Raw genomic sequence first — 13,390 nt, 5'->3', positions numbered from 1 at the left:
GCACACAGAAGCGCGCAGGACGTCAGCAGCCACAGTCTTTTCATGAAAGGAGGTCCTTGTCGCAAATTTTCTGGCCCCGAAGGCCTAGCTGACTTCGACTTGCAACTGCTGATTGAGAAACGCGGCCACGGCGCCGGCTTCCGCGAGACCGGCCAAACCGTTGCGGAATTCTTCCGACATCAGCCTCCGCGCCAGCTGCGAGAACACCTGCATGTGGCGGCGGTTGGCGTCGGCTTCGCGCAAGGCCAGCAGGATGACCACGCTCACCGGCGCATCGTCCACGGTCGTTCCCCAGTTCACCGGCTGGCTGAGTTTCAAAACGCACATCGATCCCGAGCGAACTGAGTTGGTTTTGCAGTGCGGGATCGCAAAACCGTGGCCGAGGCCGGTGGAGTAGGTCGCTTCCCGCGCCCAGAGTGCGTCTTCCAGCGCGTCCGGCTCGTCGGTACGGCCCGCGACGTAGAGCGCCCTGACCAGTTCGCGGATGACTTCTTCCTTGCTCGTGGCCTCGCTGTTGAGGATCACAAGCTCCTGACCCAGCAGCGGCCGGCGCTGGTCACCGGCGGAAACCTGCGCGAGCAGCTCGCTGACCTGCTCAGCATCGGCGCAAGCAATCGCCCGCGCCAGAACGCTCTTGCAGTCCGCTGCCGAAAGCTGGTGAACTCGCTCCTTCAGCAATGGAATCTCGGAGGCCGGCGCGCTGATCTCGTCCAGTCCCAGACCCACCAGCAACGGCAGGTTCGCGGGATCGGCCGCCATTTCACCGCAAACGCCCATCCATTTGCCGTGGCGCTTCACGCCATCGGCAATCTGCTGGAGAAATCGCAGGAAGGCCGGCTGCTGAACGCTCGCGATGCCGCTGACTTTCGCATTGCCGCGATCGGCCGCAAAAAAATACTGCGCCAGGTCGTTCGTGCCCAGGCTGAAGAAGTCGGCCTCGCGGCCGAGCTCGTCGAGCAGAAACGCCGCCGCGGGCACTTCCAGCATGATGCCGGCCGGCATTGCCGGATCGTACGCGACGCCTTCGTCCTGCAATTGCTTCTGGACGTCAGCCACCAGCGCTTTCATCCATCGCACCTCGGCGGCAGACGAAACCATTGGCGCCATCATCTGCACGCGGCCCACCGCCGACGCCCGCAGCAACGCGCGCACCTGCCGGCGAATGAGCGCCTCGTGCTCGGGATAAATGCGCACGCCGCGGAAACCGAGAAACGGGTTCGCTTCCGGCGGCAGGTTCAGGCTGGGCACCGGCTTGTCGCCGCCGATGTCGAGCGTGCGGATGATGACCGGCCGCCCCGCACCTGCCCGCGCGGCCGCGGCGTACGCCGCAAACTGCTCCTCTTCGCCCGGTAACTCATCGCGCCCGACGAAGAGCATCTCCGTGCGAAACACGCCGACCGAATCGGCTCCGGCCTGGAAGGCTGCCACGGCTTCCGCGGCGGACGTGATGTTGGCGGCGACTTCGATCCTCACGCCGTCCGTCGTCACGGCGGGCGCAGCCGCGCTGCGCTCCAGCACCGCTTTTCGCCGCGCCAGCACGCTGATTTCGCGCTCGTAGAAGCGCTCCACCGCGGGCGTGCGCTCGGGCACCACGATGCCGCGGTTCGCGTCGACAATCACCTGCTGCCCTGCTTTGAGGACCTGCGACGCGCCCTTCACCCGCACAATGGCGGGAATGCCCAGCGAGCGGGCCAATATCGCCGTGTGCGACGTGGCGCCTTCCGCCTCGAGCACCAGGGCGGCGAGCCGTCCGCGATCGAGCGCCAGCAACTGCTGCGGCGCCAGCGCACGGCTCACGACGACCGAAGCCGGACCGAGCTCCATGGCCGCGGCGTGGAAGTCCGGGCCGAGGATATCGGCGAGCAGCTGCTGGCAGACCTCCTGCACATCAATGGCGCGCTCGCGAACGTAGGCGCTCTCCGATCTGCTCAGCATTCCCGCGAAGAACTCGCCGGCGTCGGCAATCGCCTGCCCGGCTGAAGCGCCGCTTGCAATGCGCTGGCTCACGCTCTCGGTGAGCGAAACATCGTTCACCAGGGCGAGATGGGCGCGCAGGATGCCGCTCGCAGCCGGCGCGCTCTCGCGAGCAAGCATCTGCCGGATCCTCGCGCGCGCAGCCTGAAGCGCGTGCTCGAACTTCGCCAGCTCCCGCTTGGCGTCCGTGGGTCCGGCTGGGCCAGGTCCGCGTGGCAGCGCGATGCCGCCGGCCACCATCACCGCGCCTTGCGCGATGCCGCCGCTGACGGGAATTCCGGCATAGCAAACCACGCCTGCGTCGCGCAGCGCCCGCGGCAATCTGCCGCCGACCTTTGTCTTGGGCTCGCTCGAAGGCAGCGCCGCCCGCTCGCGTTGCCCCAGGTCGTGATCAACGAATCGCCGCAGCGCTGCCTGGAACTCGGCCTCATCGAGCCCCGTGATACGCACGCTGCACTCGTCACCATCTCTGATATCGGCGCCGATGATGGAGAGCACGCTTTTCGCGTTCGCCTGCGCGCCCGTTCGCAGGTTTGTAATCACGCACTCAGACGAAAATCTCGCGGCAAACTCAGCCAGCGCGCTGGCGGGACGCGCGTGCACCCCGGCTTGCAACCGGCAGGTGAACCTCAGCTCCAGCCCGGCGCTGGCCTTCGATGCCATCGTCAGCCCTGCACCCGCTGGAAGACGCCGTGCGGGTTCTTGATCGCTTCCTGCACCGGCACGCGCACGGTCTTCAGGGACTGAAACCGGTCGCCCTTCTCGATTTCGATGTCGGTCGCGAGAATCGCCGCCTGCGCGCTGCCGATGTCGCTCTCCGAGAGTTCGTTCTCAATTCCCATCGCGCCCTGGGTCTCGACCTTGATTTCATGCCCCAGCGCCCGGGCGGTCTTTTCCAGTTGCTCCGCCGCCATGTAGGTGTGCGCAATCCCGGTGGGACACGCCGTGACCGCCACGATCTTCACCCTGCACTCCTTTTCATCGCCGCTGCCGGTTTTGGCCGCTGGTAGGCCTTCCATGCGTCGATGGCAACGGCGGTCACCAGCGTGCCCGCCGCGATCGCGGCGATGTACGCCAGCCGATGCTCGACCACGGGAAGCACGATCGGTCCGCCGTGCGGCGCGTGGTCCCCGACGCCGGTGAGCATCGCGATCACCGACGCCGTCATGGAGCCGAGCACGATGCATGGAATCACTCGCAGCGGATCGGATGCCGCGAACGGAATCGCGCCCTCGGTGATGCCGATCATTCCCATCGCCAGGCCCGCCATGCCGGCCTCGCGTTCATCCTCGGTCCAGAGCTTGCGGTTCATCAGCGTCGCCAGGCCCACGCCCAGCGGCGGCGTGCAGATGGCGGCGGCGCACGCGCCCATCACGCGGTAGTCGCCCTGCTGAATCATCGCCGCTCCGAAGAAAAATGCCGTCTTGTTCACCGGGCCGCCCATGTCGAAGGCGATCATCGCGCCCAGGATCGCGCCCAGCAGCGCGCTGTTTCCCGCGCTCATGCTCTTCAGGAAGAGGCCGGCCGCCGTCATCAGCGCCGCGATGGGCGCGCCCAGCAGCTTGATCATGACCATGCCCATGATGAGCGACGCCGCGATCGGGATCACCAGGATGGGCATGATCGGCCGCAGGTATTTTGAAACCGGCGCCTTCTTGATGAGTTCGACCACGTATCCGGCGAGCAGCCCGGCCAGCAGTGCGCCGAGAAAACCCGCCTTCACCTGCCCGGAGAGATGGCCGCCCACGAATCCCGGCACCAGGCCGGGCTTTCCGGCGATCGAATAGGCGATGTAGCCGGCCAGCACCGGCAGCATCAGCGAAAACGCGGCCGCCCCGATGTTCAGGATCAGTTGCAGCGCCGGCGCGTTGGAAAGGTCCGGGCCCTGCGCCGTCATGGGAGCAAAGGCGATGGCCGCGGCAGTGAGCACGCCGCCGCAGGCAATGAAAGGGATGGCGTACGAGACGCCGGTTAGAAGGTGCTGCCGCAGTTTTGTGAGTTGCTCCACGCGTCCCCGCTGCCCTTGCCAGTCAACCTGCGGGATAGAGTTTCTTCGGGGAGAGAAAAGAAAGCAAGCCGCTGCTCAGCAACCTTTTGCCGTACGTCACGGGATGCGGATGGCGCGCGTGAACGACAGGCCGTAGCGGTAGTACGGGTCGCCAACGCCCATGTTCGCGCGGTGGTGGCCTGCGAATGCCCGCCGGCGAACTTGTTCTGGCGCAATGAGCGAATCAGCGTTTGGGCCCCGCTCTTTGCGGCTTTCGCGAGCCGTCCGACCTCGACATTCACGACCTCTTCGACGATGAAAGTGTGCTCAAAGCCAAACCCTCATTTCGCTACCTTGAAGCTGGCATCTGCCACCATACGCCATCCCTCACTTTCGTTTTGCCACGGGGGCATTCACGATATAAGGTGTGCGTCTGAATCGTTTCAAGCAGACCTTCGCTCCGGTGACGTCAAGAAAGCAAAAATCCGCCGCGACGGCCATCACCATGCGCGACATTGCCAGGCGCGCGGGTGTCTCCATCGGCACCGTCTCGCACGTCATCAATGAAAACGCGCCGGTGCGCGACAAGCTTCGCCGCCGCGTGCTCGACGCAATCGAGGAGCTAGGCTATCAGCCCAGCGAACTGGCCCGCGGCCTCCGCCGGAACAAGACCAGCATCCTGGGCATGATCATTCCCGACATCACCAACCCATTCTTCCCTGCCGTCGTGCGCGGCGCTGAAGACGTGGCCTACCAGAACTCGTACGAGCTCATGCTGTGCAACACCGACAACGATCCCGCCAAGGAGCGCGCCTACCTGCACGAGCTGCGCTCGTATCGCATGGCCGGGCTCATCCTGATCCCCTCGGTGAACAGCCAGATCAATCCCAGGTCCGACCTGCCGCGCGGCACGCCGATTGTCTGCCTCGACCGCCGCCCACCGCGCTGGGAGGGAGACACAGTCACGGTCGACAACGTGGCCGGCGCCACCGCCGCCACCAACTATCTGCTCGAGATGGGGCACCGTCACATTGCCGCCATCACCGGCAACCTTCAGCTCACCAACGCCAAGGCGCGGCTGGAAGGATTTCGCGCGGCCCTCGCCCGGGCGCGCGTGGAAGTCGATCCCGAGTACATCCAGGAAGGCCGCTTCGACCGCCTGAGCGGCTACGAGAAGACGCGCACGCTGCTGCAACTGCGTCCGCGGCCCACGGCCCTGTTCGCCAGCAACGACCTGATCGCGCTCGGCATGCTGACCGCCCTGCGCGAGGCCGGACTGCACTGCCCCGACGATGTTTCCATTGTCGGCTTCGACGACCAGGAATTCGCCGAGTTCATCCACCCGGCGCTGACCACCGTGGCGCAGCCCGGCTACCAGATGGGCGCAAAGGGCGCGGGCATGCTGCTGAAACGCGTGCAGGGATACGACGGCCCGTGGCAGCACGCCGTGCTCACTACGGAGTTGAAGATCCGGCAGTCAGTGGCCGCCTGCAAGACGCCGCCGCGACGCGCCAGGAGCGGTGGATAGCCATAGTCAATGGACGGAGGTCGTGCTCACCTCGCGTTCACTGTCCACTTTCCACTATTCACTGTTCACTGCTCTACAGTGACGTCGCCGCCAGCGCGCCTTCGTTCTTCGCGGCGAACTCCTCCACTTCCGCGCGCGACGGCACGGCAATCTGCGTCCCCAGCCGCGTCACCGAGAGGGCGGCGGCGTTGTTGGCGAAGCGCGCGGCATCGCGCAGTGACAGGCCCTCGCTGAGGCCGACGGCGAGCGCGCCATTGAAGTTGTCGCCGGCGGCGGTCGTGTCCTTGGCATCCACCCGCGGTGCGGCGATCAGCGTTGCGCCCTGCTTGTCCACCACGACGCATCCCTGATCGCCGAGTTTCACCACAACGGTGCCGGCGCCCTGGTCTTGAAGCTTGCGCGCCACCTGCACCGCCTGCTGCGGCGTGAGCCGGCTGGGCGGAAGTCCGGCAAGAATCGCGGCCTCCGTTTCATTTGGCGTAATGATGGTGCACGCCTGGAACAGCTCCTTCGGCAGCGGTTTCGCCGGCGCGGGCGCGGGGTCGAGGATCACGGTTGCCCCCGCCTTCTGCGCCAGTTGCGCCGCGGCCAGCACCGTTTCGGTGGGGTTTTCCAGCTGGAGCAGCACGACCTTGACGCCGCGGAAGCCGTTGGCGTCGTCCTTCACGTGGTGCGGGCCAAACTCGTCGTTCGCGCCGGGGACGACAATGATCGAATTTTGCCCCGTCTCGGCCACGAAAATGAGCGCCACGCCGCTGGTGCCGGGCACGATCTTGATGCCGCTGGCATCGCAGCCGACCTTCTCCAGGTTGTGCTTCATCTCCTGGCCGAACTCGTCGTCGCCGATGCGCCCCAGCATGGCCACCTTGCCGCCCAGTTGCGCGGCGGCATAAGCCTGGTTCGCTCCCTTGCCGCCCGGCTCGGTGAAGTACTTGTTGCCGATGATGGTTTCACCGGTCACCGGAATGCGCGGCGCCACGGCCACCACATCCATGTTCAGGCTGCCCACTACCACGATGTTCGCCACGATAGCCCCCTTGCGTTCTTGCGCCCGCTGCGTCCGCCCGCTTATTTCGGAGCCGGCGCCGGTGGCGCTGGCGGTTGCGGCGGCGGCTGGTTGAACACCAGCGCGTTCTTCGACTTTGGTGTCGGCGCTGACATGTGCTGCACAAACCACTTTCCGAACTTATCCATGTCCACATCCATCTGCGTGTGGACAACGGGATAGTCCAGTCCCGGCTTCACCCTGTCGTTCCATGTCACCAAATCGCCGTACGCGGCGCCTCGGTCCAGGTTCACGTCCATGTAGTACGGGACCTCGCGCGTGATCAGCGAGGGCTCGAGCCACGCCGCCGCCGCCAGTTCGTCCCACAGCGGCCCGCGTCCCGCGCGCGAGTAGCGCCACATGTACTGCGCCGTCGGGTTCTGCGATTTCACGATCTCCGCCAGCATCTCCTCGCTCATCTTCGTCTGCAGCGAGACGTCCACCGTGGTGCACACGATGCTCGGCCACTTGGCGCGCAACACGATGTGCGTCGCTTCCGGATCGAACCACAGGTTGAACTCGTGCCGCGGATTGGTGGCGAACTCGGCGACATCCGTCTTCGGCGCGATGGCGCCGCCCATGAAGATGAGCCCTTTGGTCAATTCAGCGAATTGCGGATCGAGCGCCAGCGCCAGCGCCAGGTTCGTCATCGGCCCGCCGGCGTAGATCGTCACCTGGTGCGGATACTTGCGCACCATGCGCACCATGAAGTGCGCCGCGTCTTCGTCGGCGACCTTGGTGGTCGGATTGCCTTCGCGCAGGGGCGGCACCTCAAACGGCGGATGGTTGCCGCGCGGCCCCCACGCCCCCTTGTAAACCACCTTGCCGTAGAGCTGCTCCCACAGCTCGGTTCCCTTCTGCGTACGCACCAGCGGGTACGCCGCGCCCAGCAGCACGGGTACATCCGTGCGTCCGACCAGCTCCAGCGTGCGCAGCGTGTGCGCGGCTTCTTCGTCGCGCCAAGCGTCGCCGGTCACCACCGTGATGCCCAGCACTTCCACGTTCGGCGCCTGCAGGAAAACCAGGATCGACTGCTGATCGGTCCCGCCCGGTCCGGCGGCATCCTGGTCGATGATCACGTAGCGCTTCTCCTGCGCGGCGGCGCACGCCGCCAGCGCGAGAAGCAGCACGGCAAGAAGGGTCCTCTTCATGGGTTGAATGGTTTTTCTCCTCATGCGTTGTAGGCCAGCGCGATCGCGCCCACGGCCGACAGATAGAACAGGAACATCAGTGACAGGTACGTCCACGCCTTGCGGTCGGCGCCCGCGAATTCCTTCCACACCACCACGCCCCACAGCGCGGCAATCATCGGCGCCGACTGCCCGATGGCGTACGAGATGGGCACGCCGACAAATCCCGCGGCAATGAAGTTGAACGAACCGCCCAGCCCCCACACGATGCCGCCCAGCACGCCCAGCAGGTGGTCCTTCGGACTCGCCTTGAAGTAGCCGGCAAACGACACCGGCTCGCCCACCAGCGGATGCCGCATGAAGTACGTGTTCACCACGAAGCAGCACAGGAACGCGCCCAGCGCAAACAGGACGGAAACCGTGTAAGGCGTCAGCGTGTGTCCTGACGTCAGCGAGCGCGTCACGAACGGCGCGAACGCGCCCATCAGCAGCCCGGAGATGATGTTGACCACCACGCCCTTCTTCGACAACCCGCCGGCGGCGCTGTTCAGCCGTTTGTATGCGGCCGCATCAAACAGAATGGCGGCGATCGCCAGCCCGAGCCCCAGCGCGAGAAACCCGATGTTGCCCTTCGGTTGCAGCGCGTAGCTGAGCAGCACGCCCTCCACGACAGCGATACCGATCGCGATCGGAAACGCGATCGCCAGTCCGGCAATGGCAATGCCGGCCACCAGCAGCAGATTGGCGATGTTGAAGATGAAGCCCGCGATCATCGCCATCACGATGTTCGAGGTATCGGCGTTTCCCAGGTTCTGCAAAAACGGCTCGCCGGTCGCGCCATTGCTGCCCAGCGTCAGCGCGAAGCCCAGGCTGCACAGCAGCACGCCGATGATGTAGTCCCAGTAGAAGAGATCGAACGAATAGTTCTTCGTGCCTTTGTATGTGTTCGCCCACGACCCCCAGAAAACGGCGCTGAAGATGGTCATGATGAGCGCCACATTGAACGTCGCCGGTGACCACATGTTGGTTCCCCTCCCGCTTTGGTGCTCCACGTTCGCGCGGCTTGGCGCCCCACGTTCACGCCGCGTTCTGTGCGGCGTGAACGTAAGGTAACGGCACTGTCTCTACCCCCGGGCGCCCGACGATACTCTGCCCACCAGCAACTCGAGAAACTTTTCCGTATCGATATCGACCGCTACTTTGGCGTTGGGCTTGAACTCCGCCAGCTCGGGTTTCGCGCTGCCCTCCGCACCCGGCGCCGAGCGCCGGATGGGCGCACGCGAGTAGCCGAGCGTCTCGCCGGCGGTGAACTCGCCCGCCGTCTCTACTTCCACGTAATAGTCCTGCAGTTTGCAGATGGTGGGATCGAGGAACGTCGCCACCGCTACCGAATCGTGCATGGTCGGCCCGCCCGCTCCGGCAAAGCCGCTGCGATGCATGCGGTCCCACGTCGCCCGCATGATCTTGCCCGCCGACTGGCTCACCGCGTCCGGCCCGGCCTCGAGCCGCTGGATGTGCTCTTCGCGCAGTTGCGCCTTGCGCGTCACGTCGAGGCCGACCATCACGATCGGCGCCCCGGCGTGAAACACCTCCTGCGCCGCCTCCGGATCAACGTAGATGTTGAACTCGGCCGCAGGCGTCACGTTTCCGCGCGAGAGCGAGCCGCCCATCAGCACGATGCTCTGCACCATCTTGGGCAGCGCGGGGTCTTCGCGGAAAGCCATCGCCAGGTTGGTCAGCGGGCCAACCGCAACGATCGTGATCTCGCCGTGATTCGCGCGCACCACGCGCCGTATAAGCTGCGACGCGGTCTCCTTTACCGGCTTGATCTTCGGCTCGGGAAAAGGCACGCCCCCCAGCCCGTTGTCGCCGTGCGCGTAGGCGGCGGTGACCAGCTTGCGCGTGAGCGGCTTGGCCGCGCCGGCCGCGACGGGAATGTCGGTGCGTCCGGCAATCTCCACCAGGCGCAGTGCGTTGGGCAGCGTGAAGTCCAGCGGCACGTTGCCGGCCACGGGCGTCACCCCCAGCACCTGAATTTCCGGCGAGCGCAGCGCCAGCCACAGGGCGAGCGCATCGTCCACGCCGGGGTCGGTGTCGAAAATGATCCGCCGCGGCCCCCCGGCAGGCGCTGCTGCCATCCCTTCTACCGCCGACGGCAGCGCGCCCGCCAAAACTCCACCCAGCACCGCGCCTGACGTGGCCGTCAGGAACTCTCGCCGGGTGCGGCTCTCCCCTTTGCTCCCCTGCTTCTCCATGGCGTTCCGCCCTCCGCGTGCGTCGTCGTTAGAACACGTACTTCAGCGCAAACTGGATCTGGCGGTTCGCATGTGACGTGGCCGTGATCTGCCCGAACAGCGCGTTGCCGAGCGCGGTGTTCGGGGTTGAGAACTGCGGATGGTTGAAGATGTTGAAAAACTCCGAGCGGAACTGCACCCGGCTGCTTTCCGTCACCGGGAAGTTCTTGTAGAGCGAAACGTCGAAGTTCGTCTGGTTCGGACCGTAGATCTCGGGCGAGCGCGGTGCATTGCCGAACGTCCCTGCCGCCGGCGCCGAGAAGCACGTCTTGTCGAACCAGTTCGTGACCGTCTGTCCGCTGCTCAACTTCCCGCTGCACGTCATGTTCGGACGATTCGTCAGGTTGGTGCCCGACTGGTTCGTCGCCGTCGTGAAGCCCAGCGGGAATCCGGTCGAGTAGAACGCGATCCAGTTCACCTCCCAGCCGCCGAGCGCCGCGTTGGGAATACGGCCCATGTTGTTGCCCCAGCGCTGGCCCCTGCCGAAGGGCAGCGAGTACAGTGCGCTTACCTTCAACGCATGCCGCTGGTCCGTGCCTGCGTAACCCTTGTCAGCGTCGGAGGGCAGCAACGGATAGAAGTCCACGCCCGGATCGCCGGTGATCTCCTGCCGCAGTCCGTTGCTCAGCGCCTTGCTCCAGGTGTAGGAGCCGAGCAGGTACAGGCCCTTCGCGGCCCGCCGCTCCGCCTTGATCTGGAGCGAGTCGTAGCGCAGCCAGCCGTGACTGTCGGTCACGAACACCGATCCGTAGTTCGGGAACGCGCGCGTGGCGTTGTTGTTGCCCGACCCGAGCTTCGTCGAGTTGAAGTCGAAGCTCTTCTGCATCAGCCGCGTGCCGTACGTGCCCGCGTACGCCACCGTCACCACCGTCGAGTAGGGCAGCTCCCGCTGGATGTTCAGGTTCCACTGCCGGATCAGGCCCATCTCGAATTTCGGGTCCCACGAACGCCACGCGCCGTGGTAGTTGGCCGGATCGGTCGGCGTCTGGTTCGGCGGGAAGCCTGTCGCCAGCGTCCGCACCGGCGTGATGTTGTTGGTTGCGAACGAAAAAAAGTTTGCGTAAGGCGGATTCGTGTATGGGCCCTGCGTGCCGCCCTGCGATGAGACATCGTGGAACAACCCGAATCCGCCGCGGACGACCGTCTTGCCGTTCGGCCACGGCGTCCAGGCGAAGCCGAAGCGCGGCTCCAGGCCGGTGATGTCGGTGTGCACGCCGATGGTGTCGGGGGTGTTGCCTTGTCCGGCCACAAACACCGTGTTGGTTTTCGGATCGAAGCTGCTGAAGCGGTTCGCCGACTCCGACATCGGCGTCGTCAGGTCGTACGCCATGCCCAGGTTCAGCGTCAGGCCCGAGCGCACGTTCCAGTCATCCTGGAAGAAGCCGCGGTATTCCTTCCAGCGGCGTCCGCGTTTGAAACCATTCAACTCGTCGTTGCGCGAGCCCGAAGTCGGCAACCCGATCAGCAGGCTGGCGATGGCGTTGCCCGTCGCGCCGTTCAGCGTCGTGCCGTTCAGCTGCGCGGTGAACAGACGATCGAACGTGAATGCGCCGGCGAACGCGTTATCACCCAGCGTGTTCTCCTGCATCGCGCGGAACACGAAGCCCGCGTGCATGTTGTGGCTGCCGTGCACGATGTCGAGCGTGTCGCTGTAGTGATAGATGTTCGTGCCGCCCTGGAACGGCGAGAACTGCCGGTCGCCCACCGGATTGAAGCCGGTAATGCTGATCTGGGTCATCGAAGAAGTTTCGATCGTGCCCAGGTTCGCGCCAGGAATTCCCAGCTTCTGCGACATGTTGGAGCCGTAGCCGAACGAGGTGATGTAGTTGAACACCCGGTTGTAGCCGGCGGTGAAGGTGTTGATCATCGTCGGCGAAAAGATGTGCGTTTCCGAAATGCCCGTGTTGCGCGCGTGCGTGGTGAACGTCTGGTTGCTGGCGAACGCCGACGCCGCGCCGAAATCGGGCAGCCCGGACGGCGTGAACTGCTTGGCGTTGTCCCACGTAAAGCGCGCAAAAATTCGGTCGTTGGCGTTGAAGGTGTGGTCAATGCGCGCGTTCCACGCGTAGTCATCGAGCCGCTTCACCGGGCTGGCCACGTAGTTGCCGCCCAGCCGGTCAGTGAAAGTTGGATCCGGATAAAGGTTGACGATGGCGCGTCCGATCGGGTCCTGCTGCGCCAGCGGGATGATGCGGCCGGGGAAAATCGGCCGGCCCGCCACGCGCCCGTCGTAGATGTCGACCGAGGGCGCACCGGGGAACGACTCGGTGAAGATGCCCTGCTTCATCAGCGCTGTCGGCACCGTGCTGGTGATCGTCAGGCCCTGGCGAATGCTGTTCACCTGGTAGTCGCCGAAGAAGAACGTCTTGTCCTTCCGGATCGGCCCGCCCAGCGAGAAGCCGTATTCGTTCTGCCGGTACTTTGCCTTGGTGGCGCTGCGGTCGAAGTAGTTGTGCGCGTCGAGCTTGTCGTTGCGCAGGAACTCGTACACGCTGCCATGGAACTTGTTGCTGCCAGACTTGCTGCTCACGATCACCGTCGTGCCGCCGCGGCTGCCGTACTGCGCCGAATAGTTGTAAGTGAGCACCCGGAACTCATGGATCGCGTCCACCGACGGCAGCAGCCCGATGCCGCCCGCCGTCAGCTCGTTGTTGTCGATTCCGTCGTACAGCCAGTCGTTGGAGTTCTCGCGCATGCCCTGCGCCGAGAGCGCCATCGAGCCGCGGAAGCTCACTTCGCTGCTCGCGCCCTGATTCAGGAAGGTTGCCGCGCGTCCCTGCGTCGTCCCCGGACCGAGTAAGGCCAGTTGCACGAAGTTGCGCCCGTTCAGCGGCAGCTCCGATACCTGCTCGGCGTGGATCGTCTGCCCCAGCGTGGCGTCGTTCTTCTGCACTTCGACCTGCGCCACCTGGCTCGAGACCACGACTTCAGTCGTCACCGCCGAAGGCTGCATCCGGAAGTCAATCGAACGGTTCTGCTGCACTTCCAGGTTCACGTCGCGGTTCTGCACCGTCTTGAACCCGGCTGCGCTCGCCGAGATGGTGTACGTGCCGACCGGCAGCTGCACAATTACGTATCGCCCGGAGGCGTCGGTGGTCGCCGTGCGCTGCTGGTTGGTGCCCTGGTTGGTGGCGGTCACAGTGGCGTTGGGAATGTCCGCCCCGGTTGCGTCGGTCACCTCACCGGAGAACGAACCTACGGCTTGGGCCGCCGCCACTCCGGTCATCAATGTGCAGATCAGGAACGACAGTGCGAATGCCGAGCAAGTGCGCTTCATCGCCATCTCCTCCGCCGTGCCGGAGCACGGCCCCTAGCCAAGGCCGGGTTCCGATCGGCCGCCGCCGGTTGAGTACCGCCATGCGGGCCGAATTTGAAACGTTTCAGAAATGGCCCGGTTTATACGCCCGCTCGCAATCCCATGTCAACTGGAAG

Annotated in this window: 9 protein-coding genes; 1 reads left to right on the top strand and 8 read right to left on the bottom strand. The window is 65.1% G+C overall.

All coding sequences use genetic code 11. The features are described from left to right. Window positions 1-84: 84 nt before the first annotated feature. The 3 genes from ptsP to VFA60_03690 are packed head-to-tail and all read right to left on the bottom strand — an operon-like array spanning window position 85 to window position 3,982. Complete coding sequence (ptsP, locus tag VFA60_03700; protein HZQ90877.1) at window positions 85-2,637, bottom strand: phosphoenolpyruvate--protein phosphotransferase; 2,553 nt, start codon at window positions 2,635-2,637, stop codon at window positions 85-87. 2 nt (window positions 2,638-2,639) lie between these two features. Further along, window positions 2,640-2,939, bottom strand: coding sequence for a PTS fructose transporter subunit IIB (locus tag VFA60_03695; GenBank protein ID HZQ90876.1), 300 nt, complete (start codon window positions 2,937-2,939; stop codon window positions 2,640-2,642). Further along, window positions 2,936-3,982 (bottom strand): PTS fructose transporter subunit IIC, encoded by a 1,047-nt coding sequence (locus VFA60_03690; GenBank protein HZQ90875.1) that lies wholly within the window; start codon window positions 3,980-3,982, stop codon window positions 2,936-2,938. Before VFA60_03690 ends, VFA60_03695 begins: the two co-directional genes overlap by 4 nt. A gap of 406 nt (window positions 3,983-4,388) precedes the next feature. On the opposite strand from VFA60_03690, the gene VFA60_03685 reads away from it, so the two are divergent. Next, a complete protein-coding gene (locus VFA60_03685) occupies window positions 4,389-5,489 on the top strand; it encodes a LacI family DNA-binding transcriptional regulator (GenBank protein HZQ90874.1) in 1,101 nt (366 codons plus the stop codon). 73 nt (window positions 5,490-5,562) lie between these two features. On the opposite strand, the gene rbsK is transcribed toward VFA60_03685, so the two are convergent. From rbsK to VFA60_03660, 5 genes are all read right to left on the bottom strand, one after another. Then, on the bottom strand, window positions 5,563-6,516 hold the full coding sequence (gene rbsK / locus VFA60_03680) for a ribokinase (protein ID HZQ90873.1): 954 nt from the start codon (window positions 6,514-6,516) through the stop codon (window positions 5,563-5,565). Between the two features lie 41 nt (window positions 6,517-6,557). Continuing rightward, on the bottom strand, window positions 6,558-7,685 hold the full coding sequence (locus tag VFA60_03675) for a nucleoside hydrolase (protein ID HZQ90872.1): 1,128 nt from the start codon (window positions 7,683-7,685) through the stop codon (window positions 6,558-6,560). Window positions 7,686-7,705: 20 nt separating this feature from the next. Beyond that, on the bottom strand, window positions 7,706-8,686 hold the full coding sequence (locus VFA60_03670) for an AcrB/AcrD/AcrF family protein (protein ID HZQ90871.1): 981 nt from the start codon (window positions 8,684-8,686) through the stop codon (window positions 7,706-7,708). A gap of 102 nt (window positions 8,687-8,788) precedes the next feature. After that, a complete protein-coding gene (locus tag VFA60_03665) occupies window positions 8,789-9,919 on the bottom strand; it encodes a nucleoside hydrolase (protein HZQ90870.1) in 1,131 nt (376 codons plus the stop codon). Window positions 9,920-9,947: 28 nt separating this feature from the next. Then, window positions 9,948-13,235, bottom strand: coding sequence for a carboxypeptidase-like regulatory domain-containing protein (locus tag VFA60_03660; GenBank protein HZQ90869.1), 3,288 nt, complete (start codon window positions 13,233-13,235; stop codon window positions 9,948-9,950). Window positions 13,236-13,390 lie beyond the last annotated feature (155 nt).

The organism is Terriglobales bacterium (assembly GCA_035651995.1).
In the GTDB taxonomy this organism is placed as follows: Bacteria; Acidobacteriota; Terriglobia; order Terriglobales; family Acidobacteriaceae; genus DASRER01.
Note: the sequence above shows the minus strand (reverse complement) of the source record. Positions and strands in the feature narration are given on the sequence as shown.